This is a genomic window from Nocardioides caeni (genome assembly GCF_004912195.1).
Taxonomy (GTDB): Bacteria; Actinomycetota; Actinomycetes; order Propionibacteriales; family Nocardioidaceae; genus Nocardioides; species Nocardioides caeni.
In genome coordinates, this window is record NZ_STGW01000007.1 from 161,092 (window position 1) to 186,859 (window position 25,768).

The 25,768-nt window shown below is 71.1% G+C and carries 19 protein-coding genes; 4 read left to right on the forward strand and 15 right to left on the reverse strand.

The window, feature by feature from the left end; all coding sequences use genetic code 11:
- Positions 1–25: 25 nt before the first annotated feature.
- Positions 26–1,354 (reverse strand): aminotransferase-like domain-containing protein, encoded by a 1,329-nt coding sequence (locus E9934_RS12580; RefSeq protein ID WP_136563225.1) that lies wholly within the window; start codon positions 1,352–1,354, stop codon positions 26–28.
- Positions 1,355–1,422: 68 nt separating this feature from the next.
- Between E9934_RS12580 and E9934_RS12585 the strand changes: the two genes are divergently transcribed.
- Positions 1,423–2,112, forward strand: coding sequence for a pyridoxamine 5'-phosphate oxidase family protein (locus E9934_RS12585; protein ID WP_136563226.1), 690 nt, complete (start codon positions 1,423–1,425; stop codon positions 2,110–2,112).
- A gap of 9 nt (positions 2,113–2,121) precedes the next feature.
- On the opposite strand, the gene E9934_RS12590 is transcribed toward E9934_RS12585, so the two are convergent.
- Positions 2,122–2,625 carry a GNAT family N-acetyltransferase gene (locus E9934_RS12590; RefSeq protein ID WP_136563227.1) on the reverse strand — a complete coding sequence of 168 codons (504 nt, stop codon included), beginning with the start codon at positions 2,623–2,625 and terminating at the stop codon, positions 2,122–2,124.
- A 118-nt stretch (positions 2,626–2,743) separates the two neighbouring features.
- Here E9934_RS12590 and serC point away from each other — a divergent pair, with 118 nt between their 5' ends.
- Entirely contained in the window at positions 2,744–3,862 is a 1,119-nt protein-coding gene (gene serC / locus E9934_RS12595) for a phosphoserine transaminase (protein WP_136563228.1), read from the forward strand.
- A 25-nt stretch (positions 3,863–3,887) separates the two neighbouring features.
- On the opposite strand, the gene E9934_RS12600 is transcribed toward serC, so the two are convergent.
- From E9934_RS12600 to E9934_RS12625, 6 genes are all read right to left on the reverse strand, one after another.
- Positions 3,888–4,181, reverse strand: coding sequence for a hypothetical protein (locus tag E9934_RS12600; RefSeq protein ID WP_136563229.1), 294 nt, complete (start codon positions 4,179–4,181; stop codon positions 3,888–3,890).
- A 157-nt stretch (positions 4,182–4,338) separates the two neighbouring features.
- A complete protein-coding gene (locus E9934_RS12605) occupies positions 4,339–5,118 on the reverse strand; it encodes an SDR family oxidoreductase (RefSeq protein ID WP_136563230.1) in 780 nt (259 codons plus the stop codon).
- A complete protein-coding gene (locus E9934_RS12610) occupies positions 5,115–5,705 on the reverse strand; it encodes a carboxymuconolactone decarboxylase family protein (RefSeq protein WP_136563231.1) in 591 nt (196 codons plus the stop codon). Before E9934_RS12610 ends, E9934_RS12605 begins: the two co-directional genes overlap by 4 nt.
- 51 nt (positions 5,706–5,756) lie before the next feature.
- The gene (locus E9934_RS12615; RefSeq protein ID WP_136563232.1) at positions 5,757–6,743 is read right to left on the reverse strand and encodes a DNA topoisomerase IB; all 987 of its coding nucleotides are present in this window, start codon (positions 6,741–6,743) and stop codon (positions 5,757–5,759) included.
- Between the two features lie 54 nt (positions 6,744–6,797).
- The gene (locus E9934_RS12620) at positions 6,798–7,823 is read right to left on the reverse strand and encodes a WD40 repeat domain-containing protein (protein WP_136563233.1); all 1,026 of its coding nucleotides are present in this window, start codon (positions 7,821–7,823) and stop codon (positions 6,798–6,800) included.
- A 5-nt stretch (positions 7,824–7,828) separates the two neighbouring features.
- The gene (locus E9934_RS12625) at positions 7,829–9,079 is read right to left on the reverse strand and encodes an SAM-dependent methyltransferase (protein ID WP_136563234.1); all 1,251 of its coding nucleotides are present in this window, start codon (positions 9,077–9,079) and stop codon (positions 7,829–7,831) included.
- 302 nt (positions 9,080–9,381) lie between these two features.
- On the opposite strand from E9934_RS12625, the gene E9934_RS12630 reads away from it, so the two are divergent.
- Positions 9,382–11,493 (forward strand): hypothetical protein, encoded by a 2,112-nt coding sequence (locus E9934_RS12630; protein WP_136563235.1) that lies wholly within the window; start codon positions 9,382–9,384, stop codon positions 11,491–11,493.
- A 37-nt stretch (positions 11,494–11,530) separates the two neighbouring features.
- On the opposite strand, the gene E9934_RS12635 is transcribed toward E9934_RS12630, so the two are convergent.
- Genes E9934_RS12635 through E9934_RS12645 form a run of 3 tightly spaced genes read right to left on the reverse strand, consistent with a single transcriptional unit; the run spans position 11,531 to position 15,020 of the window.
- Positions 11,531–12,814 carry a hydroxyacid-oxoacid transhydrogenase gene (locus tag E9934_RS12635; protein WP_136563236.1) on the reverse strand — a complete coding sequence of 428 codons (1,284 nt, stop codon included), beginning with the start codon at positions 12,812–12,814 and terminating at the stop codon, positions 11,531–11,533.
- The gene (locus tag E9934_RS12640) at positions 12,811–13,695 is read right to left on the reverse strand and encodes an NUDIX hydrolase (RefSeq protein WP_136563237.1); all 885 of its coding nucleotides are present in this window, start codon (positions 13,693–13,695) and stop codon (positions 12,811–12,813) included. The genes E9934_RS12635 and E9934_RS12640 overlap by 4 nt, the downstream gene beginning before the upstream one ends.
- 50 nt (positions 13,696–13,745) lie before the next feature.
- Positions 13,746–15,020 carry a geranylgeranyl reductase family protein gene (locus tag E9934_RS12645; RefSeq protein WP_202977286.1) on the reverse strand — a complete coding sequence of 425 codons (1,275 nt, stop codon included), beginning with the start codon at positions 15,018–15,020 and terminating at the stop codon, positions 13,746–13,748.
- A gap of 299 nt (positions 15,021–15,319) precedes the next feature.
- On the opposite strand from E9934_RS12645, the gene E9934_RS12650 reads away from it, so the two are divergent.
- A complete protein-coding gene (locus E9934_RS12650) occupies positions 15,320–16,084 on the forward strand; it encodes a crotonase/enoyl-CoA hydratase family protein (protein WP_136563238.1) in 765 nt (254 codons plus the stop codon).
- Between the two features lie 145 nt (positions 16,085–16,229).
- Here the strand turns inward: E9934_RS12650 and E9934_RS12655 are convergent, their stop codons facing one another.
- The 4 genes from E9934_RS12655 to E9934_RS12670 all read right to left on the reverse strand — a co-directional run bounded on the left by E9934_RS12655 (position 16,230) and on the right by E9934_RS12670 (position 25,759).
- Positions 16,230–20,087 carry a DNA-directed RNA polymerase subunit beta' gene (locus E9934_RS12655; RefSeq protein ID WP_136563239.1) on the reverse strand — a complete coding sequence of 1,286 codons (3,858 nt, stop codon included), beginning with the start codon at positions 20,085–20,087 and terminating at the stop codon, positions 16,230–16,232.
- Positions 20,088–20,196: 109 nt separating this feature from the next.
- On the reverse strand, positions 20,197–23,646 hold the full coding sequence (gene rpoB, locus E9934_RS12660; protein ID WP_238694939.1) for a DNA-directed RNA polymerase subunit beta: 3,450 nt from the start codon (positions 23,644–23,646) through the stop codon (positions 20,197–20,199).
- Between the two features lie 359 nt (positions 23,647–24,005).
- Positions 24,006–25,013 (reverse strand): J domain-containing protein, encoded by a 1,008-nt coding sequence (locus E9934_RS12665; RefSeq protein ID WP_136563241.1) that lies wholly within the window; start codon positions 25,011–25,013, stop codon positions 24,006–24,008.
- Positions 25,010–25,759, reverse strand: coding sequence for a hypothetical protein (locus E9934_RS12670; RefSeq protein ID WP_136563242.1), 750 nt, complete (start codon positions 25,757–25,759; stop codon positions 25,010–25,012). Before E9934_RS12670 ends, E9934_RS12665 begins: the two co-directional genes overlap by 4 nt.
- Positions 25,760–25,768 lie beyond the last annotated feature (9 nt).

Genomic DNA, 25,768 nt, shown 5'->3' on the forward strand with positions numbered 1-25,768 from the left:
GTCGGCGCCCGCCGTCGTGTCCCCCTCAGTGCGACAGCGCGGTGGCGATGACGGTCAGCGCCCGGTCGAGCTCGTCGTCGCTGGCTCCACCGAAGCCGACGACCAGGCCGCTCAGCCGGGTGCTGCGGCAGTAGTCGCGCAGCAGGTTGATCCGGAAGCCCGCCTCCTCGGCCGCCGTCCGCGCCCGGACCGCGCGGGCGTGGGGCAGCAGCCAGGTCGAGTACATCCCGGCGACCGGACCGGCCAGCTCGGCGTACGGCGACAGCGCGGCGACCACCCGCGGCGCGCGCTCGGCGTAGACCCGGCGGGCCGAGCGCACCACCGCGTCGACGTAGCCGTCGCGCAGCAGGGTGAGCATCGCCCGCTGGACCGGCCACGGCGGCACGTCGTGGGTCACCTCCCGGTGGGCGTCGAAGGCGTCGAGGATGCGGTCGGGCACGACTGCCCAGCCCAGCCGCAGGGTCGGCAGGATCGCCTTGGACGCGGTGCCGAGGTAGGCGACCCGGTCGGGGGCGAGGGTGGTCAGCGCGGGGACCGGCGCGACGTCGTAGCGGAACTCGGAGTCGTAGTCGTCCTCGACCACGAGCGCCTCCGCCGCCCGGGCGGCCCCGAGCAGGGTGAGTCGGTCCGCGGCGGGCATGACCCGTCCGAGCGGGTGCTGGTGGGCCGGGGTGACGTAGGCGGCGGCGCAGCCGGTCAGGTCGGTGACCGGCGCGAGGGCCGGAAGGTCGCGGACCTGACGCCCGGCCGCCTCGACGGCCGCGGCCGCGGCGCGGTAGCCCGGGTCCTCGATCGCCACCGCGCCGGGCGGCAGCGCGGCGAGGACGTGTCGCAGCCCGGCGCCGGTGCCACCCGTCAGCCGGACCGCTGCGGCGTCGACGGCCAGGCCCCGGGTGCGACCGAGCCGCTCGGCAAGGAGTCCGCGCCGCTCGGCCAACCCGCGCGGGTCGTCGTATCCGCGGGGCGGCGTGGCCGTCGACACCTCGCGCCACGCTCGCCGCCAGACCGCCTCGTGCCGCGGGTCGATCCAGGGCGTGCCCGCGTCGAGCATGACCAACGGCCGCTCCGCTCTCGCGGCGGTACGACGGCGGGCCGGTGTCGTGACGGGCCCGCGACCACCCGCGACCCAGGTCCCGGCGCCCCGCCGTGCCTCGATCCAGCCCTCGGCGAGCAGCTGGTCGAAGGCCTGCTCGGCCACGGCGCGGGAGACGCCGAGGTCGTGGGCGAGGCGGCGGGTGGCCGGCATCCGGTCGCCCGGCGCGAGGACGCCGGTGAGCACGAGCCGACGCACCTGATCGGCGAGCTGGGTGCCGAGGGGTCGCGGATCACCCCGGTCGATGCGGACGGGCAACATGATTGGCCTGTCTGAACGGGTGCGAACTGGCCCGTGTGCACAGGCCACTTGTCGAGGACCATGGTGCCATGACGACCAGCGCCCTGACTCCCCTCGAGCCGACAGCCCGGACCCGGGTCGGGCGGGGCCGCAACCGCGCCGTCGGCGACCGCGCCGCGATGCATGCCTTCCTCGCCGAGGGCCTCGTCGCCCACCTGGGCGTGACCGTCGGCGACCACCCGATCGTGCTGCCGACCGCCTATGCGATCGACCTCGACGGCCCCGATGCCGACGGCAGCCTCTATCTCCACGGCTCGGTCGCGGCCCGATGGCTGCAGCAGGCCGGCGGCGCGACGGTGTGCGTGACGGTCACCGAGGTCGACGGCCTGGTGGCGGCCCGGTCGGCCTTCCACCACTCGATGAACTATCGCTCGGTCGTCGTCATCGGCGCCACGCGCGTGGTCGAGGATGCGATGGAGCGCCAGCACGCGCTCGACCTGATCATCGACCACATGCTGCCGGGCCGGTCCGCGACCCTGCGGCCGAGCACCCGCAAGGAGCTGGCCGCCACCGCCGTCCTCGCGGTCCCGCTGCGGGAGGCGTCGATGAAGGCCCGGGCCGGCGGGCCGGTCGACGAGCCCGCTGACGCCGCGGCCGGCGTGTGGGGCGGCGAGCTGCCCGTCCGTCGGGCCTTCGGCTCGCCGGTCCCCGCGGAGGACAACCTGGCGGGCCTGACCGTCCCGCCGGACGTCACGGCCCGGGTCCGCCCCGCTGTCTGAGGCGGGACCTCAACCACCGAGTCGCTTGCCGTAGCAGCGCGACAGGGGCGCGTCGCGGTAGTAGCCGAAGCCGGGGATCTCGACGTAGCCGGCGCTGAGGTAGAGCGCGATCGCCTCGGGCTGGCGCAGGCCGGTCTCGAGGATGACGGTGTCGTGCCCGGCCGCGCCGGCCGTGTCCTCCAGCTCGGCGAGGACGGCACGAGCGAAGCCGCGCCCCCGCGCCTCGGGGACGACGAACATCCGCTTCACCTCGACGGCACTGGTGCCGTCGAGGACCTGCACCGGGGAGCGTCGCCACGCGCCGGTCGCCACCGGAGCACCGGCCGACCCGTGCGACCCGGCGTCGTACCCGACGACGAAGAGGCCCTCGGGCGGGTCGAAGACGACCGGATCGACGGGGCTCTCGTCGGGCGAGCCGTAGCGCTCGACGTACTCCGCCTGCACCCGCGCGACCAGCGCCTGTGCGTCCGGGTGCAGGTAGCCGACGCGGCGGAGGGCGAGAGGCGTGTCCATGTCAGGAACCGATGTAGCACCTGCGACACCCGCCTGTCACACTGATGGCATCTCACAGATGGCCCTGACAGCGTCGTCAGCCTCCCCTTGTGCTCGCCCCGATGGATAGGTTGAGACCGTGACCGACGCGATCCAGATACCCGCTGACCTCAAGCCCGCCGACGGCCGCTTCGGCGCCGGCCCCTCGAAGATCCAGACCAGCCACCTCGACGCGCTGGCCGCGACCGGCGACAGCCTGATGGGCACGTCCCACCGCCAGGCGCCGGTGAAGAACACCGTCGGTCGGGTGCTGCAGGGCCTCGGCGACCTGTTCTCGCTGCCCGAGGGCTACGAGATCGTCGTCGGCAACGGCGGCGCCACCGCCTTCTGGGACATCGCCGCCTTCGGCCTGATCGAGAAGAAGTCGCAGCACCTCTCGTTCGGCGAGTTCTCGAGCAAGTTCGCGGCCTCGACCAAGGCGGCGCCCTGGCTCGACGAGCCCTCGGTCATCAAGGCCGAGCCCGGCTCGCGCCCGGAGGCCGTCGCCGAGGAGGGCGTCGACGTCTACGGCTGGGCCCACAACGAGACCTCGACCGCCGTCATGGCGCCCGTCGTCCGCCCGGCCGGCACCGACGGTGCGCTGGTGCTGATCGACGCCACGTCGGGCGCCGGCGGCCTGCCGGTCGACCTCACCGAGAGCGACGTCTACTACTTCGCGCCGCAGAAATGCTTCGCCTCCGACGGCGGCCTGTGGTTCGGCATCTTCTCGCCCGCCGCCATCGAGCGTGCGGAGCGGATCGCCGCCTCCGACCGCTACATCCCGCCGTTCTTCAACCTCAAGACGGCCATCGACAACAGCCGCCTCAACCAGACCTACAACACGCCGTCGGTCGCCACCCTCTTCCTGATGGCCGAGCAGCTGGACTGGATGAACGGCCAGGGCGGCCTCAAGGGCATGGTCGAGCGGACCACCGCGTCGTCCGACGCGCTCTATGGCTGGGCCGAGCGGACGTCGTACACGACGCCCTACGTCGCGGACCCGTCGCACCGCTCGCTCGTGATCGGCACCATCGACTTCGACGACGCCATCGACGCCGCCGCGATCGCCAAGACCCTGCGCGCCAACGGCATCGTCGACACCGAGCCCTATCGCAAGCTCGGCCGCAACCAGCTGCGCGTGGCGATGTATCCCGCCATCGACCCGGCCGACATCGAGGCGCTCACGGCGTCGATCGACTTCGTGGTCGACAACCTCTGACAGGCAGTACGTCGACGCGGGTCGATCAGACGAAGAGGTCGACCCGCGGCCGCTCGATGACGTCGTGGCCGATCGCGTCGGCGAGGTCATAGCGGGCGATGCCGGAGACGGCGCCGGGGGTGGCGAGGGCGACGACCACCGAGCGCTGCAGGTCGCGGTGCTCCTGGAAGTGGCGGAGCGCGGCGAGGCGCCACTCGTCGGCGCCGGCGAGCGCGGTCACGCCGATCTGCTCGACGGCGGGACGGCTGCGGGTGAGCCACAGCGCGCACAGCCCGGCGACGGTGAGGGCCAGGAGCGCCGAGGTGAGTTCGATGGTCATGGTCGCCGCCTTTCGGTCTTCGGTGCGGTGGGGGTTGCCTCGATCAACGAGACCCTCCGCACCGGGTGACGACCGGACCGCCGAATCAGGACCAAGGTCCCGCCGAGGCGGATAAACCCCCGCACCTCGTGCGAGAAACCCCCGCACCTCGGCGGGACTAGCGACCGGCGCCGAGGCTTCCGCCGTCGACGACGATGGTGGCGCCGGTGACGTAGCCGCCGGCGCGCGAGGCCAGCCACACCGCCGTACCGCCGATCTCCTCGGGGCTCCCGATCCGTCCGAGCGGGATGGTGCCCATCGCGAGCTCGTTGACCTCTGGGGTCTCGACGATGAAGGCCGACATCTTCGAGGCGAAGAGGCCGGGGGCGATCGCGTTGACGAGGATGTGCTCGGGAGCGAGGCGCCGCGCGTGGTGGCGGGTGAGCTGGATGACCGCTGCCTTGCTGGCGGAGTAGGAGGAGTTGTCCATCATCGGCGCGTGGATGCCGTCGATGGAGGCGATGTTGATGACGCGCGCAGTCAGCTCGGGCGTCGCGGCGGCGCGCAGCAATGGCAGCAGGCTCGTCGTCAGGTAGTGCAGGGACTTCACGTTGAGGTCCATGACCTTGTCCCAGCCGACCTCCGGGAAGTCGTCGATCGACGCGCCCCAGGTGGCCCCGGCATTGTTGACGAGCACGTCGAGGCGTTCGGTGCGCTCGGTGACGGCGGCGGCGAGTGCCTCGACGCCGGCCAGCGCGGCGAGGTCGGCGACGATCCCCTCGGCCTCCCCCTCGCGCGACAGTACGTCGACAGCGCCGGCGAGCTCGTCCTCGTGACGGGAGCAGACGAGCACCCGCGCACCGGCACGGACGAGCTCCGTGGCGATGCCCAGGCCGATCCCGCGGGAGCCTCCCGTCACCAGGGCGGTGCGACCGGCAAGGGAGAAGAGGTCGTTCATCGGGGCATTCCTTCGTCGGTGGCGGCGGCGACCGGCCACGGCCGCATCCAGTCCTCGTTGGGCAGGGCCATGGCGTTGCAGAGGGTGCAGATCGTCCGATACCACCCGGCGACGACGAGTAGCTCCATCCGCTGCTCGTCGGTCAGGTCGAGCGCGGCCCAGATGGCGTCGCCGAGCGAGCCGGTGGCCTCCAGCTCATCGACGGCCGCGATCAGCGCGGAGTCCTGGGGCGACCAGCGGGGATCGTCGGGCCCGGTGAGGACGAGGGCGTCGCACTCGTCCTCCGTGAGTCCGGCGATCGGTCCCCAGAAGGCGGCCTGGCCACCCCACTCGTAGGCGCAGCGGATCTGGGCGCAGGTGCGCAGGATCGCGATGGTGCGCTGTCGGGCGCTCAGCTGACCGTGCAGATAGAGGGACTCCCCGAGCGCCCGCGTCCGGTCCGCCAGCGCCGGGATCCGTTGCAGGCAGCGGGTCAGCAGCAGCGGCGGATAGGTCGCCTCGGGATGTCCCCAGCGACCGATCGCGGTCGCGTCCTCGTCGCTCCACGGCTGCGCCAGTGGCGCCACGCGTCCTTGGGTGTCGGCCATGTCGGGAGCGTACTTATCGGCACTACTGCAGGCAAGTGTCGCCTGCGGGGGTCAGCGTCCACCGACCAGCCGCAGCGTCGCCCGCTCCAGTGCGGCCCGACGGGCGTCGTCCTCGGCCTCCGCGGACGTACGGCGGACGGCGGCCCGGATCGTCCGCCCCTCCTCGTAGGCGTCCACGACCCGCGGGTCGACGTACGACGAGCGCGCGAGAGCGGGCGTGTTGCCGAGGAAGTCGGAGACCTCGCGCATCGCCGCGGCCACCGTGCGTTTGCGGGCCGTCTTCGAGACCTCCGGCGCGGGCGGCGCACCGGCGAGCGCGACGGCCGCCAGGACGGTGCCGTGCCAGGTGCGGAAGTCCTTGGCCGTGACGTCGAGACCACTGACCTCGCGCAGGTAGGCGTTGACGTCCGCGCCGACGACGTCGAGCAGCCGTGCGTCCGTGCGGCGGCGCCGGCGGCGCCGCTCGAGCGCGGTGACGGCGACCTGGTCGTCGATCTCGACGTGATGCTCGACCCCGGACTTGCCGACGAATTCGAACACCAGCACCTCGCCGGAGCGGCGCACGTGCTGGCGCTCCAGCGTGGTCAGCCCGACCGAGCCGTACTCCTCGGCATAGATGTCGTTGCCGATCCGGAAGCAGCCCAGGTCGATCATCCGCACGGCGAGCGCGCAGGTCGCGCGCGTGCCGAGGTCGTCCTCTCCGAGGTCGGCGAGCACCTCCTCACGCAGCCGCGGCAGGCGACGGCCGAGACCGATGACGCGGGCGTGCTTCTCGTCGCTGCGGCGGGAGACCCACGCCGGGTGGTAGAGGTACTGCCGGCGCCCGGCGTCGTCGGTGCCGACCGCCTGCAGGTGACCGTTGGGGTGCGGACAGATCCACACGTCCTCCCACGCCGGCGGGATGACCAGCTCCTTGCACCGCTCGGCGTCCTCGGGCGACAGCCGCACCCCGTCGGTGTCGAGGTAGACGAAGCCGCGACCGGACCGGCGCCGGGTCCAGCCCGGCTGGGAGGCGGACGTACGACGCAGCCGGGGCATGCGCGGACAGTAACCGGAGGCAGCGATCCCAGCCGGTCAGCCCGGTCAGCCCGGTCAGTGCCGTCGCAGCGAGCGGACCAGCACGATCACCAGGAGGAGACCGACGAGACCGCCCAGGCCGCCGAGTGCCCACGGCCACCAGCCGCGCTCGTCGTCCGACGAGACGTCGACGGTGCAGGCCATCGCCGAGGCCGGGCACGGGTCGTCCGCCGGGAACTCCGAGGACAGCTCGCCGGGCTCCGCGGCCATCGCGGCCTGCACGTCGGCCGGCAGCTCGACCCGCAGGACGTCGGCGTGCTCCCCCTCGGAGCTGACGAGGATGTCGCCGGACTCGCTGACGGCGATGCCCTCACCCTGCGGCTGCGCCGGCAGGTCGAAGGTGCCGAGCCGCTCGAGCGCGGGCCAGGTGTAGACGGCGGCCTGGCCGTAGTTGCGCAGCAGCAGGTGCTGGCCGTCGGGGAAGAAGGTGCCGTCCGTCGCGACTCCGAGGACCCGGCCGTCGGGCTCCTCGAGGGGCGTCAGCTCGTTGACCCCCGAGGCGTCGAGCTCCTCGGGCGCCTCATAGATCCGACCGATGAACTCCTTCGCCACGACGTAGATCCGCCCGGTGACGGGGTGGACCAGCAGCGTCTCGGCGTCGTGCGGGCCGTCGCTGTAGGCGAAGCGCCACTGGGTCGCCTCGAAGTCGAGATCGCCCCGCGCGAACGGGACCTGCGAGACGACGACCTCCTCACGAGCCGCGGCGTTGTCGCCGATGTCCCCGACGAGCACGGAGTCCGTGCCGTCGGCGCCGGGGGCCAGCGCCTCGATGTCGACCGCGTCCGCCGACCACTCGCTGGTCCCGACCGTCTCGCCGGTCGCGGGGTCGACGGTGAAGACGCGACTGGAGTCCCCGGAGTCGTTGACGGTCACGACCAGGCCGGACCGGGCGACCAGGCCGCTGGACTCGCGGATGTCGACGTCGGCGAAGGAGAAGGCCACCTCCGAATCCGCCGGTTCCAGGGCCGATCCCGGTGTCAGCACGCCCACCACGAACGCCGTCGGCAGCAGGGCGAGCAGCACCCGCTCGAGTCCGCTCATCCGCCTCATCCGCCCGCCAGGAGCTCGCCGAGCCGCGGCCGCACGCCCCAGGCGGCGACCAGCTCGTCGTACTCCCCGACGACGGAGGCGTCGGGGACGTGGCCGGTCCGCACCGCACGCAGCAGCGTGTTGCGGGGCGTGTGCTGGCTGTCGACGAACTCCATCACGTCGACCCGGTAACCCTCGCGGCGCATCAGCATGGCGCGCACGGTGTCGGTCAGGGTGTCGGCGAACCGCTCTCGCAGGATGCCGTCCTTGACCAGTGAGGAGTACGGCGCCGGGGCGCTCCCGCGGCGCAGCTGAGCCGCGAGGTCGTGGTGGCAGCAGGGGGCGGCGAGCACGAGCGGCGCCCGCCAGTCGACCGCTCGCGCCAGGGCGTCGTCGGTGGCGGTGTCGCAGGCATGGAGCGCGAGCACGACGTCCGGCGGCTGGGGAAGCACCGCGTCGCCGATCGTGCCCGCGACGAACGACGCGTCGATACCCAGCTCGGCTGCAACAGCCGCGTTGTGGTCGCGCGACTGCTCCTTGACGTCGACGCCGATCACCCTGACGGGCAGCTCGCGCCGATCGGCCAGGAAGCGCTGCGCGGCGAAGGTGAGATAGCCGTTGCCGCACCCGAGATCGACGACACGCAGCGGGTCCTCGGCGCTCGGCCGGCGCAGGTGACCCCGCTCGAGGGCGTCGGCCACCGAGCGGTCCAGGATGCGCAGGAAGTCCTCGACCTGGCGATACTTCGCCATCCGGCTCGGCTTGATCCGTCCGCGCTCATCGGCCAGCCCGAGTGTCCGGAAGAGCGGGTCGTCCTCCGGCAGCTGTCGCTGTTTCACCCGGTCGTGGCCGCCCGTCTGCCCACCCGGCCGGCCGTCGGCCCCGCCGCCCGATGTCGCCTCTCCGGCGGCGCGGCGCGCCTCGTGGACGGCGGCCTCGCCCTTCTTGGTGACCCGCAGCGTCAGCTGCCGCTCGCGTGCCTCGACGGTCCAGTTGCCGAAGGGCTCCGCGAGCAGCCCGGCGACCGCCTGCGCAGCGGCCTCGCCCCGCAGGTGGTTGGCCGTGTGGGCCTGGGTGGCGTCATAGCGGGTGACCTGGAGGTGCCGCCCGGCCTTGAGGTCCACCCAGCGCAGCTCGACGCGCCGCCACGGCGGCGTCTCGGTGCGACGCCGTCCCGAGCCGACGGCCCGCACCAGGGTGGCCTCGTCGAGCAGGGCTACGCCGACGGCGTCGAGGCCGTCGGCGAGCGGCAGCGTCCGGCTCGCCATTCAGTGCCTCACTTGACGGCCGCGACGACCACGATGACCAGCAGCAGCACGAGGGCTGCCGGGATGATGAGTCGTCGGTGACGCGGATTCACCCCTCGATCGTACGGCGGGCACCAGCCCCGCCCCGCCGCGAGGTCCCCTCTCCGGCGGCGCACGCCCCACCTCCCCCGTGGGCAAAGTTTCCGGCGAGCAGGGCAGTCCGGCCGGGATCCCGCGTTAGAGTGCCCGGGATCCACTGGACCCTTGGGGGAGGGGACTGGAGTAGCACGGTGGCTGTCCTTTTCAGGCCATTGCTCGCTTTGATGCTGGCCGTTGCGGCCTGGCTGGTGGTCGGCAGCACCCCCGCCGCCGTCGCCGCGCCGACGCTGTCGCTGACGCGGCTGACCGCCATCCCCCAGCTCGGCGGTGAGCTGACGCTGCAGGGACGCACCAGCGACCCCGACCTCGCCGGGCTCTCCGTGGAGGTCTGGGCGGGCAGCGCGGCCGGGTGGCGCCCGACCAACCTCCCGCTGAGAGCCACCGGCGACGGCGGGTTCGACGTCGTCGTACCGCTCGACCGGTCGCCGCTCGACGTCGGCGGCCACCACCACTACCGCCTGGCGGCGGCGACCTCGGGCGAGCAGCCCGCGGCCACCTCACCCACGCTGAGCGTCTATGTGGTCGGCGGTCCGACGACGCCGTTCACGAGCGCGCCCTATCCGACCGTGACCGGCATCCCGACCGTCGGCGCCACCCTGCAGGCCGTGCCCGGCACCTGGGCGCCGACACCGGCCGGCGTCGGCTTCCGCTGGAACCGGGACGGCGTCTCCACGGGGGTCACCGGGGCGTCGTACCGCCTGACCGCGGCGGACCTCGGCCGCCGGATCACCGTGACGGCCGTGGGCTTCCCCAAGGACGGCTCGGGCCAGACCTATCGCGACTCCCGCCCGGGGACGCCGGTCTCCCCCGGCACGTTCACCACCACGCCGCCCGAGATCGTCGGCCGCGCCATCGTGGGCGAGCTGCTGCGGGCCGAGGTGTCCGGATGGTCCCCCGCGCCGACCACCCTGGGCTACCAGTGGCTGCGGGACGGCACCGCGATCGACGGCTCGACCGCGGCCACCCACACCATCGGGCCCGAGGACGCGGGGACCACGCTGTCGGTCGCCGTGCACGCGGAGACCGTCGGCGTGGCCGCGACCGACCGCACCAGCGCCGGGCTCCCGATCCCGGTGCTGGCCAGTGCCCGCGTGAGCCTGGGCAGCCGGATGACACCCCTGTCGACCCAGCCCTGGACCTCCGCCGACCTGACCTGGCGCATCGGGCTCACCAGCCCGGCCTGGTCGGCGACGACCCGCACCCGGTGGGACGCGCCCGGCGCCTTCACCCACTCCCAGGTCCCCCAGCCGCTGTTCACCCTCGCCAGCACGATGTTCGGGGTCGACTGGGCGCGGGCGGCCAACGGCGCGGAGTATCCCGGCACCAACCCGTCGGTGAAGAACGCCGATGTCTCCTTCCGGGTGACCGGCCGGCGCTTCGCGATCGCCTACCAGGGCACCCGGGCGATGGATGCGATGGTCTGGATCGACGGTCGCCCGGTCACCGGCACACCGATCCCGACCCAGAGCCCGACGGAGACCGGTCACGCCCTCAACTGGATCACGGTCGAGCTCCCCGCCCGCCGCACGGTGGGCGTGCGGTTCGCCGGCCCGCGCAGCTTCGTGGGCGTCGACGCGCCGGCCGCCGACGACGTGGTCGTCACCGCCGCGGCGCCAGAGCACACGGTCGGCGTCCTGTCGGACTCCTTCTTCGAGACCTGCGCCGAGGCCCTGTGCATGAGCCGGTCCGCCGCGGTCACGCTCGGGAGCCTGACCGGGTGGGGGGTCTGGAACTTCTCCGAGTCGGGGACCGGCTTCCTCAACGCCGCGTCGAGCCAGGCCTTCGGCCCGTACCAGTCCGGCGTCTTCGGATCCCCCCGGCGGCTCGCCGCGATCAGCCAGGCGCCGATCGACCTGCTGGTCGTCAGCGGATCGATGAACGACGTCGTAGCGGCGAACTACTCCGTGGCGGGGCACCGCGCGGCGGTCACCACCTTCCTCACCGAGCTCGCCGCCCTGCGCCCTGACCTGCCGGTCGTGCTCGTCGGGATCGAGCCGATGGGAGTGCTCAAGGCGCAGGTCTGGGACGACCGCGCCCGGGCGCTGACCGCGAATCTCGCCGCCATGGTCGGTCGCCACCCCAACGTGGTCGGCTTCATCGACCCCTACACCGACCGGTGGCTCACCGGCACCGGATCGATCGCCAGCCCCCAGGGCGACGGCAACCAGGACCGCTACATCGGCGTCGACGGAGCCCACCCCAGCGTCGCCGGAGTGGCCTACTACGTCGGCCGGATCGTCGAGGAGATGAGGACGCTGCGGGTCCCGGCACCGTGATCGGTGCCGGTGTCCGCGCGGGTCCGCGGCTGAGCGCTCACCAGTGCTCGAGCGAGGCGGACATGATCACGGCGATGTCGTCGCCGGTGACCGCCTTGGGTGCGGTGGCCAGCAGCCGCTGCTGCTGCAGTGCACCCTCCACCAGGTCGTCGACGTCCGCGGCGCCGTAGCCCACGGCAGCGAGACCGTTGGGGATGCCGATGTCCTGCATGAGCCGCGCCAGCACGTCCGGGAGTACGTCGCCTCCGGACCCCTGCGCGGCAGGGTCCAGCAGCCGGGCGGCCCGCAGGTGCCGCTCGGGCGCGGCGTCGAAGGTGAACCGGAAGGCCTCGGGCGCAGTGAGCGAGACCGCCATCCCGTGCGGCACCATCGCCTCGTCCTGGGGATAGCCGGCGGGCCGGAAGTCACGCACCCGCCCGGCGATCGGATAGGCGTTGGCGTGCGGGATGTGGACCCCGGCATTGCCGAAGCCGAGACCGGCGAAGGTCGCCGCCAGCGCCATCCGGTCGGCCGCCTCGGCGCCGCCCGGGTCCCCAGGCTCGCGGTTCACGGCCTCGCGGAAGGACTCGGCGAGCAGACCCAGGGCCCGCTCCGACCACAGGTCCGCGATCGGGTTGGAGCCGCAGTAGGGCACCCGCTGCTCCGCGGTCTTCGCGGGGAACTCCCCGAACCAGCGGGCGGTGTAGCTCTCCAGGGCGTGGCAGAGGATGTCCATGCCCGCGGCTGCGGTGACGCCTGCGGGCTGGGTCGCCGACAGTGCGGGGTCGACGACCGCCAGCCGCGGACGCAGCGCCGCGTGGCTGATCCCGGTCTTCACCTTGAGCGAGAGCACGTCCATCACGCAGATGGTCGTGGACTCACTGCCCGTGCCGGTCGTCGTCGGGACGGCGACCAGCGGCAGCACCGGCTGCTCGGGCGCGCGCGCCTTGCCCACCGGCGCGTTGACGTAGTCCATCAGCTCGCCCGGGTTGGTCACGAGCAGCGCGACCGCCTTGGCGGTGTCGATGGCCGAGCCGCCGCCGACGGCCACCACCGCGTCGAAGGGTCCCTCCCAGCGCGCGAACTCCACCGCCTCGACCAGCGAGACGTCCGTCGGCTCGACGTGGGTGCCGTCATAGACCAGGACCTCGATGCCGTGGCCGCGCAGGCTCGCGGCAACGGTCTCGGCGTGCCCGGCGGCCGCCACGCCGGGATCGGTGACGACCAGCGCACGGCGCGCACCCCAGCCGCGGACGTCGTACCCGACCTCGTGGGCGGCGCCGCGGCCGAACTTGAGGGCGGGCGCGGCGTAGGTGAAGACGGTCTCGGAGGGGGTGGTCACCCAGCCACGTTATCGCCGGCGAGCTCGATCGCGGCGCGCACCGACCCGTAGACCTTGAGCTTGCCTGCGGCGACGTCGGCCAGCGGCACCCAGGCGACGGCGTCGGTCGTGCCGCCGGTCTCGACGACCCGCGGCTCGCCCGCCTCGACGTCAGCGCGATAGACGATGCCGATCGCGTGGAAGTCCTCCGCGCGCCCGTTGGGCGCCGTGCCGGTGAAGTGGTGGTCGAGCACCGCCAGCAGGTCGGCGGCCTCGCCCTGCAGGCCGCACTCCTCCCACAGCTCGCGTCGCACCGTGTCGACCGGCGACTCGCCGTGGTCGATCCCGCCGCCGGGCAGGTGCCAGGTGCCGGGGTCGGGCGCGAGGTCCGAGGTGCGGGTCAGCAGGATCGCGTCGTCGCGGACGACATAGGCATACGCGGCAGCGCGCTGACGCTGCCGGATGCGGTAGGACGCCAGCGCCTCGGTCACGAGGGACACCGTCGGCACGGTGCCGTCCAGCACCTCCGCGATCGGCTTCCAGGCAGCCTCGGCGGTCGAGCCGTCGATCTCGACCACCTGTGGCTCCGGCGAGTCGGCCGGCACCCAGCCCTCGTAGACGATGCGGACCGAGTGCGCATCGACCTTGCGGCCACGCCGCCACGAGTCGGCGACGTGCAGGGAGTGGACGTGGGCGGTGTCGTCCACCGTCGCGCTGAGTCCCGTCTCCTCGTGGATCTCGCGGATGACCGCGTCGATCGGGTCCTCACCGTGGTCGACGCCGCCACCGGGCAGCGACCACAGCTCGCGCTTGGTCACCCGCTCGCTGAGTCGCGACAGGAGGATCTGGTCGCCGCGGACGATGACGGCGTACGCCGCCAGTCGCTGCACCCGCTGCCCCATCACCGTCTCCTGTTCGTCGTCCTCCACCCTAGTGGTGGGCGCAGTCCGGGTCAGGAGAAGGGCGGCCGGGCGTCCCGGGCGAGTGAGCGCCGGCCGGCCCAGCGCCAGATGCGGGCGGACCGGTCCCGGTCCTCGTCGGTGACCAGGTTGCCCATCCAGCGCAGCGCCAGCGTCATGAGCAGGTCCGAGCGCATGCCGACGGGGCCCAGCGCGGGCAGCAGCCGGGGGACGGTCACGAGACCGGCGAGGCGCCGTGCGATGGAGAACGCCTCGCCGTACTCCGCGCGCAGGAGGGCGGGCCACACGACGGCCAGGTCCGCGTCCGGCGTCCCGACGAGCAGCTCAGCGACGACGCGGCCGGTCTCGAGCCCGTAGTCGATGCCCTCGCCGTTGAGCGGGTTGACGCAGCCGGCGGCGTCACCGATGAGGGCCCAGTTGCGGCCGGCGACGTGCGACACCGCACCGCCCATCGGCAGCAGCGCGGATGTCGGCATCCGCAGCTCGGTGCCGAGGCCGAACTCCTCGCGGAGGCGGTCGGCATAGAGCGCCATGAGCGGCTTGATCGCGACGTCGGCGGGACGCTTGGCGGTCGCGAGGGTGCCGGCGCCCAGGTTGACCTCGCCGCTCTCCTTGCCGAGGGGGAAGATCCAGCCATAGCCGGAGAGGATCTCGTCCTGCTCGCCGCGCAGCTCGAGGTGGGAGCTGATCCACGGGTCGTCGGCGCGCGTTGACGTGACATAGGTGCGTCCCGCGACGCCATAGACGGTGTCGCGGTGCCACTCGCGGCCCAGCACCTTCCCCAGCGGTGAGCGGACGCCGTCGGCGACGATCAGGCGCCGGCAGGCGATCTCGAACGTGTTCTCGGTGGTTGAGGTGCGAGCTTGCGAGCCTCGAAACCTGACCTTCTCGACCCGGTCCCCGGACATGCGTACGTCGACCGCGCGGGCATCCTCCAGGCCCACCGCACCGGCCTTGAGGGCCGTGGTGCGCAGGTGGTCGTCGAGCTCCGTCCGCGACACCGCGCTACCCCAGTCGGGGAGGTGGCCGCCCGGCCACGGCAGGTGCAGCGTCTGGCCGAATCCGTGGGCACGCAGGCCCTGGTTGACCGTGTGGGCGCGCAGCCAGTCGCGCAGGCCCAGCTTCTCGAGCTCGTGGATCGCCCGCGGCGTGAGGCCGTCGCCGCAGGTCTTGTCGCGGGGGAAGACGGCCGCGTCGGCCAGCATCACGTCGACGCCTGCGCGGGCCAGCCAGGTGGCAGCCGCCGAGCCCGCGGGGCCGGCGCCGACGACAAGGACATCGGTGCTCAGTGCGGCGTCTCCAGTCACCCTCCGATTGTCGCAGCAGGGTCACCCGCCTCGGCCGTGAGGCTGCCGCTAGTGGTCATCTCCGGAAGTTGTTCGGGGGTGGCCCGTACGCCGAGTGCGTGCATCGCAAGGCGCAGCCGCGAAGCCATACCGGGTCGTCTCGCGAGCGGCGGCAACGCCGCGAGGTGCGTGCTCGGGGTGCGGGACACCCGGAGAACTTCCGGAGATGACCACTTGGGACGGAGGGCGGGACGGCACCTGCCGCTGGAGCGCTCCAGGCGCCATGATGTCGGCCACACCCGACCCACCGTGGAGGACCCATGCCCGAAGACGTCATCGTCGACATCGCCGACGGCATCTGCCAGATCACCATCAACCGTCCCGACGCCCGCAACGCGGTCAACCGGTCCGTCACGCTCGGCATCGCCGAGGCCGTCGACGAGCTCGACGCCCGCGACGACCTCTCGGTCGGCATCCTCGCGGGAGCCGGCGGGACGTTCTGCGCCGGCATGGACCTCAAGGCGTTCCTCGCCGGCGAGGACGTCACGGTGCCCGGCCGCGGACTGGCCGGCATCTGCGAGCGGCCGCCGCGCAAGCCGCTGATCGCGGCGGTGGAGGGCTGGGCGCTGGCGGGCGGCTGCGAGATCGTGCTCGCCTGCGACATGGTCGTGGCAGCCCGCGACGCCCGTTTCGGCATCCCCGAGGTCAAGCGTGGTCTGGTCGCCGGCGCGGGTGGCCTGCTCCGGCTCCCACGGCGCATCCCGCCCAACATCGCCAACGAGCTGGCCCTGACCGGCGACCCGCTGGACGCCTCCCGCGCCCACGAGCTCGGACTGGTCAACCACCTCACCGAGCCCGGCGAGGCCCTCACGGGCGCCCGCGACCTCGCCCTGCGACTCACCCGCAACGGGCCGTTGGCCATGACCGCGACCAAGCAGATCCTCGCCGAGTCCCCCGACTGGCCCATGGCCGAGGCCTTCGAGCGGCAGATGCCGATCATGCTGCCGGTGTTCACCAGCGAGGACGCCCGCGAGGGCGCCCAGGCCTTCACCGAGAAGCGGGACCCGGTCTGGAGGAACCGCTGAGGGGCCACACCTGGACGTACGTCGAGCAGCGGCCACCGTCGTTTCTCGGCCGCACGGATCTCGATACGCCGAAGGCCCCGCAGAGCAAGCTCTGCGGGGGCCTTCGGCTACTCGATCTGGCTCTTACACCAGAACTTCGCTGCGCTCAGTTCTGGTACGAGCCAAAGTCGAAGTCGTCCAGGGCGACCGCCTGGCCGGAGTTGCCGAACTCGTAGTCGTAGGCCTCGTAGCCCGTGACGGCGTACGCCGCGGCGCGCGCCTCCTCGGTCGGCTCCACCCGGATGTTGCGGTAGCGCTCCAGACCGGTACCGGCCGGGATCAACTTTCCGATGATCACGTTCTCCTTCAGGCCACGCAGGCTGTCGGAGCGACCGTTGATCGCGGCGTCGGTGAGCACGCGGGTGGTCTCCTGGAAGGAGGCCGCCGAGAGCCACGACTCGGTCGCGAGCGAGGCCTTCGTGATGCCCATGAGCTCCGGACGACCCGAGGCGGGCTTGCCGCCCTCGGACACGACGCGGCGGTTCTCCGCCTCGAACTTCGCCCGGTCCACCAGGTCGGAGGGCAGCAGGTTGGTGTCGCCCGACTCGAGCACGGTGATCCGGCGCAGCATCTGCCGCACGATGATCTCGATGTGCTTGTCGTGGATGGACACGCCCTGCGACCGGTAGACCTCCTGGACCTGGTCCACGAGGTGCTGCTGCGTACGGCGGACACCGAGGATGCGCAGGACCTCCTTGGGGTCCTCCGTGCCGGCGGTGAACTTGTCGCCGACGGCAACGCGGCCACCGTCCTCGACGAGCAGGCGCGAACGGCGGGACACGACGTACTCGATGACCTCGTCGCCGTTGTCCGGCGTGACGAGCACCTTGCGAGCCTTGTCGGTCTCCTCGATCTCGACCCGGCCGGCGGCCTCGGAGATCTGCGCGTAACCCTTCGGGGTGCGGGCCTCGAAGAGCTCGACGACGCGGGGCAGACCCTGCGTGATGTCGTCGGCCGACGCCACACCACCGGTGTGGAAGGTCCGCATGGTCAGCTGCGTGCCGGGCTCACCGATCGACTGGGCCGCGATGATGCCGACGGCCTCACCGATGTCGACGAGCTTGCCGGTGGCCAGCGACCGGCCGTAGCACTTGGCGCAGGTGCCGGTGCGGGCGTCGCAGGTCAGGACCGAGCGGACCGTGACCTGCTCGATCCCGGCGTCGATGAGCTCGGCGATCTTGACGTCGCCCAGGTCATCTCCGGCGCCGGCGAGGATCTCACCGCTGGTCGGGTGGGCGATGTCCTTGGCCGCGGTGCGGGCGTAGGCAGCGGTCTCGGCGTTGTCGTCCTTGACGACGACACCGTCCTCGACCCGACCGATGACCTTCGGCAGGCCCCGCTCGGTGCCGCAGTCGTCCTCACGGATGATGACGTCCTGCGACACGTCGACGAGACGACGCGTCAGGTAGCCGGAGTCGGCGGTCCGCAGCGCGGTGTCCGCCAGACCCTTGCGGGCGCCGTGGGTCGAGATGAAGTACTCGAGCACGGAGAGACCCTCGCGGAAGTTGGCCTTGATCGGCCGCGGGATGATCTCGCCCTTCGGGTTGGCCACCAGACCACGCATGGCGCCGACCTGGTTGATCTGGTTGAAGTTACCCGAGGCACCCGAGCGCACCTGCACGTAGATCGGGTTGGTCGGGTTGGCCTCGAAGGTCGACCGCAGCGCCTTGCCGACCTCCTGGCTGGCCTTCGTCCAGATCTCGATGAGCTCCTGGCGGCGCTCGTCGTCGGTCACCAGACCACGCTCGAACTGCTTCTGGATCTTGGCGGCCTGCGCCTCGTACTCTCCGAGGAGCTCGGACTTGTTCGGCGGCGTGATGACGTCGTCGATCGAGACCGTGACACCGGAGCGGGTCGCCCAGTGGAAGCCGTTGTCCTTGAGCGCGTCGAGCGACGCCGCGACGACGACCTTGGGGTAGCGCTCGGCGAGGTCGTTGACGATCTGGCCGAGGCGCTTCTTGTCGACCTCCTCGTTCACGAACGGGTAGTCGGCCGGCAGCGCGTCGTTGAAGATCGTGCGCCCGAGCGTGGTCTCCAGCAGGACCGGCTCGCCGGACTCGTCACCCTCGATGACGGCGTCGGCAAGGCGGATCCTCACCTTGCTCTGCAGCGCGATCTCGTTGCGGTCGTAGGCCATGATCGCCTCGGCCGGCGACGAGAACACCCGGCCGTCGCCGGGCGTGCCCTCACGCTCGGTGGTCAGGAAGAACAGCCCGATGATCATGTCCTGGGTCGGCATGGTGACCGGACGGCCGTCCGACGGCTTGAGGATGTTGTTGGTCGAGAGCATCAGGATGCGGGCCTCGGCCTGCGCCTCGGCGGACAGCGGCAGGTGGACTGCCATCTGGTCACCGTCGAAGTCGGCGTTGAACGCGGTGCAGACCAACGGGTGCAGCTGGATGGCCTTGCCCTCGATCAGCTGGGGCTCGAACGCCTGGATGCCGAGGCGGTGCAGCGTGGGCGCACGGTTGAGCAGCACCGGGTGCTCGGTGATGACCTCTTCGAGGACGTCCCACACCACCGGGCGGCCGCGCTCGACCATCCGCTTGGCCGACTTGATGTTCTGCGCGTGCGACAGGTCGACGAGGCGCTTCATCACGAACGGCTTGAAGAGCTCGAGCGCCATCTGCTTGGGCAGACCGCACTGGTGCAGCTTGAGCTGCGGGCCCGACACGATGACCGAGCGGCCCGAGTAGTCGACGCGCTTGCCGAGCAGGTTCTGACGGAAACGACCCTGCTTGCCCTTGAGCATGTCGGACAGCGACTTCAGCGGCCGGTTGCCCGGGCCGGTGACGGGGCGACCACGACGGCCGTTGTCGAACAGCGAGTCGACGGCCTCCTGGAGCATCCGCTTCTCGTTGTTGACGATGATCTCCGGCGCACCCAGGTCGAGGAGCCGCTTGAGACGGTTGTTCCGGTTGATGACGCGACGGTAGAGGTCGTTGAGGTCGGAGGTCGCGAAGCGTCCACCGTCGAGCTGCACCATCGGACGCAGGTCCGGCGGGATGACCGGGACGGCGTCCAGGACCATGCCGATCGGCTGGTTGCCCGTCTTGCGGAACGCGTCGACGACCTTGAGGCGCTTGAGCGCACGGACCTTGCGCTGGCCCTTGCCGGTCGCGATGGTCTCGCGCAGCGACTCGACCTCGGCCTCGATGTCGAAGTCCTGGAGGCGCTTCTGGATCGCCGTGGCGCCCATGTGGCCCTCGAAGTACTTGCCGAACCAGTTCTTCATCTCGCGGTAGAGGACCTCGTCACCCATGAGGTCCTGCACCTTGAGGGTCTTGAACGTGTCCCAGACCTCGTCGAGGCGGTCCAGCTCGCGCTGGGCGCGGTCGCGCAACTGCTTGAGCTCGCGCTCGGCTCCGTCGCGCACCTTCCGGCGCTGGTCGGCCTTCGCACCCTCGGCCTCGAGCGTGGCGAGGTCGTCCTCCAGCTTCTTGGTGCGGTCCTCGAGGCCGGCGTCGCGGCGCTTCTCGATGGACTGGCGCTGCAGGCCGATCTTGCCCTCGAGGTCGGACAGGTCGCGGTGACGCGCGTCCTCGTCGACGGAGGTGATCATGTAGGCAGCGAAGTAGATGACCTTCTCGAGGTCCTTCGGCGCCAGGTCGAGCAGGTAGCCGAGGCGGCTCGGCACGCCCTTGAAGTACCAGATGTGGGTCACCGGGGCGGCGAGCTCGATGTGGCCCATCCGCTCGCGGCGGACCTTGGAGCGCGTCACCTCGACGCCGCAGCGCTCGCAGATGATGCCCTTGAAGCGCACCCGCTTGTACTTGCCGCAGTAGCACTCCCAGTCCCGGGTGGGACCGAAGATCTTCTCGCAGAAGAGGCCGTCACGCTCGGGCTTGAGCGTGCGGTAGTTGATGGTCTCCGGCTTCTTGACCTCGCCGTGGCTCCACGTGCGGATGTCGTCCGCGGTGGCCAGGCCGATCTGAAGCTGGTCGAAGAAGTTAACGTCGAGCACGGGGCTGTGAGTCCTTCGTTAGTTCTGTGAAGAGTGAGACTGGGGACTGACGGTGCCCCGGCGGTTGAGGTGCGAGCTCGCGAGCCTCGAAACCACCGGGGCGATCCGGTCAGACTTCTTCGACCGAGCTGGGCTCGCGACGGGACAGGTCGATGCCGAGCTCCTCGGCGGCGCGGAACACGTCCTCCTCCGCATCCTTCAGCTGGATGGCGCTGCCGTCCTGCGACAGCACCTCCACGTTGAGGCAGAGCGACTGCATCTCCTTGACGAGGACCTTGAACGACTCCGGGATGCCCGAGTCGGGGATGTTCTCGCCCTTGACGATGGCCTCATAGACCTTCACCCGGCCGGGGACGTCGTCCGACTTGATCGTCAGGAGCTCCTGGAGGGCGTAGGCGGCACCGTAGGCCTCCATCGCCCACACCTCCATCTCACCGAACCGCTGGCCACCGAACTGGGCCTTACCGCCCAGCGGCTGCTGCGTGATCATCGAGTAGGGGCCCGTCGAACGCGCGTGGATCTTGTCGTCGACCAGGTGGTGGAGCTTGAGGATGTACATGTAACCGACCGACACCGGGTCCTTGAACGGCTCGCCGGAGCGACCGTCGAACAGGCTCGCCTTGCCGGTCTCCTTGACCATCCGGACACCGTCGCGGTTGGGCAGGGTCTGACCGAGCAGGCCGGTGATCTCGTCCTCGCGGGCACCGTCGAACACCGGGGTCGCGACCTTGGTGTTGGGAGCGGCCTCGTTGACCCCGATCGAGGTGAGGCGCTGGGCCCACTCCTCGTTCTTGAGGTCGGCGTCGATGTGCCACCCCTGCTTGCCGAGCCATCCGAGGTGCAGCTCGAGGATCTGGCCGATGTTCATGCGTCGCGGCACACCCAGCGGGTTGAGCACCACGTCGACCGGGGTGCCGTCCTCCATGAACGGCATGTCCTCGACCGGCAGGATCTTGGCGATGACACCCTTGTTGCCGTGGCGGCCGGCGAGCTTGTCACCGACGGAGATCTTCCGCTTCTGCGCGACATAGACGCGCACCAGCTGGTTGACGCCCGGCGGCAGCTCGTCGCCCTCCTCGCGGTCGAAGACCCGGACACCGATGACCGTGCCGGTCTCGCCGTGCGGGACCTTCATCGAGGTGTCGCGGACCTCGCGCGCCTTCTCACCGAAGATCGCGCGGAGCAGACGCTCCTCAGGCGTCAGCTCGGTCTCGCCCTTGGGCGTGACCTTGCCGACGAGCAGGTCGCCGTCGCGGACCTCGGCACCGATGCGGATGATGCCGCGCTCGTCGAGGTCGGCCAGCATCTCCTCGGAAACGTTCGGGATGTCCCGCGTAATCTCCTCGGGGCCCAGCTTGGTGTCGCGGGCGTCGACCTCGTGCTCCTCGATGTGGATCGAGGTGAGGACGTCCTCCTGGACCAGCCGCTGGCTGAGGATGATGGCGTCCTCGTAGTTGTGGCCCTCCCACGGCATGAACGCCACGAGCAGGTTGGTGCCGAGCGCCATCTCCGCGTTGTCCGTGCAGGGACCGTCGGCGATCGGCGAGCCGATCTCGATGCGGTCGCCCACCTCGACCAGCGGACGCTGGTTGATGCAGGTGCCCTGGTTGGAGCGCTTGAACTTCGAGAGGAAGAACGACTTGTTGCCACCCTCGTCGTTCATGACGACGACCTCGTCGGCGGAGACCGCGGTCACCACGCCGGCCACGTCGGACGTGACCACGTCACCGGCGTCGACGGCGGCGCGGAACTCGATGCCGGTGCCGACGATCGGGCTGTCGCTGCGGATGAGCGGGACGGCCTGACGCTGCATGTTGGCGCCCATGAGCGCGCGGTTGGCGTCGTCGTGCTCGAGGAACGGGATCAGTGCGGTCGCGACCGACACCATCTGGCGCGGCGAGACGTCCATGTAGTCGACCTCGTCGGCCAGGACCTCGGCGACCTCGCCGTTGCGCTGGCGGACCAGCACCCGCTCGTCGACGAACTTGCCCTTGGCGTCGAGCCCGGCGTTGGCCTGCGCGATGACGTAGCGGTCCTCGTCGTCGGCGGTCAGGTAGTCGATCTTGTCGGTCACCTTGCCGCCCTCGACCTTGCGGTAGGGCGTCTCGACGAAGCCGAACGGGTTGATCCGGCCGTAGGAGGCCAGCGAGCCGATCAGGCCGATGTTGGGGCCTTCCGGCGTCTCGATCGGGCACATGCGGCCGTAGTGCGACGGGTGGACGTCACGGACCTCCATGCCGGCGCGGTCACGGGACAGACCGCCAGGACCGAGCGCGGAGAGACGACGCTTGTGCGTCAGGCCCGCGATCGGGTTGGTCTGGTCCATGAACTGCGAGAGCTGCGAGGTGCCGAAGAACTCCTTCAGCGCCGCCACGACCGGACGGATGTTGATCAGCGACTGCGGCGTGATCGCCTCGACGTCCTGCGTCGTCATCCGCTCCCGGACCACACGCTCCATCCGGGCCAGTCCGGTGCGGAGCTGGTTCTGGATGAGCTCGCCGACCGTGCGCATGCGCCGGTTGCCAAAGTGGTCGATGTCGTCGGCGAGGACCTCGAGGTCCTTGCCGTCGGCGTCCTTGAGGATCTCACCGGCCGTGTTGGTGACGTTGACGTCGCCGTTGTGGAGCTGGACGATGTACTTGATGGTCGCGACCATGTCGGCGATCGTCATCGTCTGCTGGTCGAAGGCCTCGTCCTGGCCGAGCTTCTTGTTGATCTTGTAGCGACCGACCTTGGCGAGGTCGTAGCGCTTGGGGTTGAAGTAGTAGTTCCGCAGCAGGGTGAGCGCGGCCTCGCGCGTCGGCGGCTCGCCGGGGCGCAGCTTGCGGTAGATGTCGAGCAGCGCATCGTCGGGACCGGAGGTGTTGTCCTTCTCCTCGGTCAGCTGGATCGACTCGTATTGGCGCAGGTCGGTCATGACCGCGTCGTAGTCGTAGGCCTCACCGGTGTCCTCAGCGATGGCCTGGAGGGCCTTGAGCAGGACGGTGACGTTCTGCTTGCGCTTGCGGTCGAGGCGGACGCCGACCATGTCGCGCTTGTCGATCTCGAACTCGAGCCAGGCGCCGCGGCTCGGGATGAACTTGGCGGTGTAGATGTCCTTGTCGGACGTCTTGTCGGCCGTGCGCTCGAAGTAGACGCCGGGGCTGCGGACCAGCTGCGAGACGACGACGCGCTCGGTGCCGTTGATGACGAAGGTGCCCTTGGGGGTCATGAGCGGGAAGTCACCCATGAAGACCGTCTGGCCCTTGATCTCGCCGGTCTCGTTGTTGGTGAACTCGGCCGAGACGTAGAGCGGTGCGGAGTAGGTGAGGTCCTTCTCCTTGCACTCGTCCACGGTGTACTTGGGGTCATAGAAGACCGGGCTCTCGAAGGAGAGCGACATGGTCTCGGAGAAGTCCTCGATCGGCGAGATCTCCTCGAAGATCTCCTCCAGCCCCGACTTGTCGGAGACGTCCTCACCCGCGGCGCGGCGGGTGGCCAGACGCTGCTTGTGGACCTCGTTGCCGACGAGCCAGTCGAAGCTGTCGGTCTGGAGCGAGAGGAGCTTCGGCAGCTCCATGGGCTCGGCGATCTTCGCAAAGGAGATGCGGGACTTACCGGGGGTGGTGCGCGCGGCCAAGGGTTGTCCTTCGACGGGTTCGACTCCTCGAGAGCGCCGGGCCCACCACGTCATCGGCCACCGGGCAGGCCGAAGCGCATCTGAGGGCAGGCGCAAGGAGCCACGCTACACGAAATGGAGGCGCTGCACAACGCCGGCCGCATCACCTCATGCAGTCGAATCGCGGTCCGACCATCTCCTGCGTCGAACCGGTGCGCCGATCATGCTGCGCCGCCCCACGAAGGTCAAGGCCACCACGCCCGAGGGGAGGCGGAGGCGGCGCGAATTCGTCGGCCCCGGGCGACGGCGAACGCTCCGCGCTACTCGCAGCCGGCGTCCACGCAGACGTCGTCGACGAGCCATTCCGTCGCCCCTGCGTCGTCCCGCACGAGGTTGAACGTGGCCCAGCGACTGTCCTGCTTCGGATCCGCGCCCTTGCTGACGATGTCCTGCCGATAGAAGACCACGACGGTGGCCGTCAGGGTGTCCTCGCTCATCCGCGTCAGCCCGGCGGCCTCGCTCGTGGTGACGACCTGGAGCTGGTTGGTCACGACGTCGGGCGTCAGCTCCGCCCACAGCCGCTCTGTCTCCTCGAGCTGGTTGGCCGTGAGCAGGGCGTTGCGGCGCTCGGCGTCCTGGTCGAGCGTCCGGTAGTCGTAGGACAGCAGGTCCGGCACCATCCGCTCGGCGGCACCCTCTGCAGAGAGTGTCGCCTCCTCGACATCGGCGTTGCGCTGTGCCACGTCGCGCGGAGCGTCGTCGCCGAACAGCCCACCGCCCGGCTGGGCGAGGAGGAAAATCGCCATCGCGAGTGCCAAGAGCGCCGCCGTACCGACGGCGCCGAGCACCCACCCGGCCGGCGCGGAGGCACGGCTCGGGGCCTGCGGGGTGGGCGGGGTACTCGAGGTGCTCGGTGCACTCGGTGCACTCGGTGCCGGGATGGTGGCATCGTCAGCGACGGCCGCAGGCACGTCCGATGTCGGCTTCGTCAGGTCGACGGGCGCCGCCTCGGTGGGCGCTCGGGACGCTGCCACGGCCGCCTCGTCCGGCCCGGCCGCCTCGTCCGGCCCGGCCGCCTCGACGCCGGCATCCTCCGGCTCCGCGACGGGTTCCGTGACGGTCTCGTCCACGGGCACTTCGACCGGGGCGAGCTCGGCGTCGTAGGCCGCGCGGCGCTCGTCATCGAGCAGCACCTCGGCGGCGCTGCTGTAGGCACGGAAGATCGGGTCGGTCGGGTCGAGGTCGGCGACCGCCGTCTTCCAGGCCGCGCGGATCTCCTCCGTGGCGGCCGACCGGGCCACGCCGAGGAGTTCGTAGAGGCTGCTCACGATGCTCCCTCCGTCGCCGTCTCGCCCGGAGCTGCGGGAGTCGCGGGGTCGGTCCCCTCCCCCTCCGGGGTCGCCGACTCCGAGGGCAGCGGGACGCCCTCCTCCCCGAGCGGCTCCTCGCCCAGTGCGGGACCTTCGGTCCCGAACACGGCGAGGGTGTCCACCAGCCAGCGTCCCTCGACCTTCACCAAGGTGACCTCGGCGCGCAGGATCTGCGGCGGGAAGTCGACCCGCTCGGTCTCCGACTCCTTCGCCGAGGCGGGGTAGGAGGTCGTGGTCGTGCCGCCGACGATCAGGGTCGCGGAGTCCTCGTCGATCGCCGTGACGCCGACGGCATAGACGACGGCCTTCTGGCCGACGCCCTCCTCCCGGACGGTGTACTCGGCAATCTGTCGGGTCTCCTCGAAGACGCCGGCGAACTTGGCCGACATCAGGTCGCCGACCTCGGCGTAGGCCGGCATCGTGCCGTCCTCCGCCAGCATCGAGGGGTCGTAGGTGTAGAACCGCTGCACGAAGGTCCGGCCCGCGGCCAGCGCCTCCTCGCGGTCGCGACTGTCGTCGGTCGGCGGGTCCTGGACGGACGACAGCCGGTCGCCGATGCTCGAGCCGGCGCCGTTGACGAGCAGGACGAGACCGGACACCACGAGACTGGCGACCAGGACGCCGAGCAACAGCCCGAGGACGGTCCACCTGCCCCGCGACCTGCCGCCCCTGCTTGCCGGTCGACGATCGTCGTCAGCGGTCACGCACGTGTC

Coding starts and splice junctions, on each gene's coding strand:
- E9934_RS12580 (WP_136563225.1), bottom strand. CDS start 1,354: ATGTTGCCCGTCCGCATCGACCGGGGTGATCCGCGACCCCTCGGCACC.
- E9934_RS12585 (WP_136563226.1), top strand. CDS start 1,423: ATGACGACCAGCGCCCTGACTCCCCTCGAGCCGACAGCCCGGACCCGG.
- E9934_RS12590 (WP_136563227.1), bottom strand. CDS start 2,625: ATGGACACGCCTCTCGCCCTCCGCCGCGTCGGCTACCTGCACCCGGAC.
- E9934_RS12600 (WP_136563229.1), bottom strand. CDS start 4,181: ATGACCATCGAACTCACCTCGGCGCTCCTGGCCCTCACCGTCGCCGGG.
- E9934_RS12605 (WP_136563230.1), bottom strand. CDS start 5,118: ATGAACGACCTCTTCTCCCTTGCCGGTCGCACCGCCCTGGTGACGGGA.
- E9934_RS12610 (WP_136563231.1), bottom strand. CDS start 5,705: ATGGCCGACACCCAAGGACGCGTGGCGCCACTGGCGCAGCCGTGGAGC.
- E9934_RS12615 (WP_136563232.1), bottom strand. CDS start 6,743: ATGCCCCGGCTGCGTCGTACGTCCGCCTCCCAGCCGGGCTGGACCCGG.
- E9934_RS12620 (WP_136563233.1), bottom strand. CDS start 7,823: ATGAGCGGACTCGAGCGGGTGCTGCTCGCCCTGCTGCCGACGGCGTTC.
- E9934_RS12625 (WP_136563234.1), bottom strand. CDS start 9,079: ATGGCGAGCCGGACGCTGCCGCTCGCCGACGGCCTCGACGCCGTCGGC.
- E9934_RS12630 (WP_136563235.1), top strand. CDS start 9,382: ATGCTGGCCGTTGCGGCCTGGCTGGTGGTCGGCAGCACCCCCGCCGCC.
- E9934_RS12640 (WP_136563237.1), bottom strand. CDS start 13,695: ATGGGGCAGCGGGTGCAGCGACTGGCGGCGTACGCCGTCATCGTCCGC.
- E9934_RS12650 (WP_136563238.1), top strand. CDS start 15,320: ATGCCCGAAGACGTCATCGTCGACATCGCCGACGGCATCTGCCAGATC.
- rpoB (WP_238694939.1), bottom strand. CDS start 23,646: ATGGAGCTGCCGAAGCTCCTCTCGCTCCAGACCGACAGCTTCGACTGG.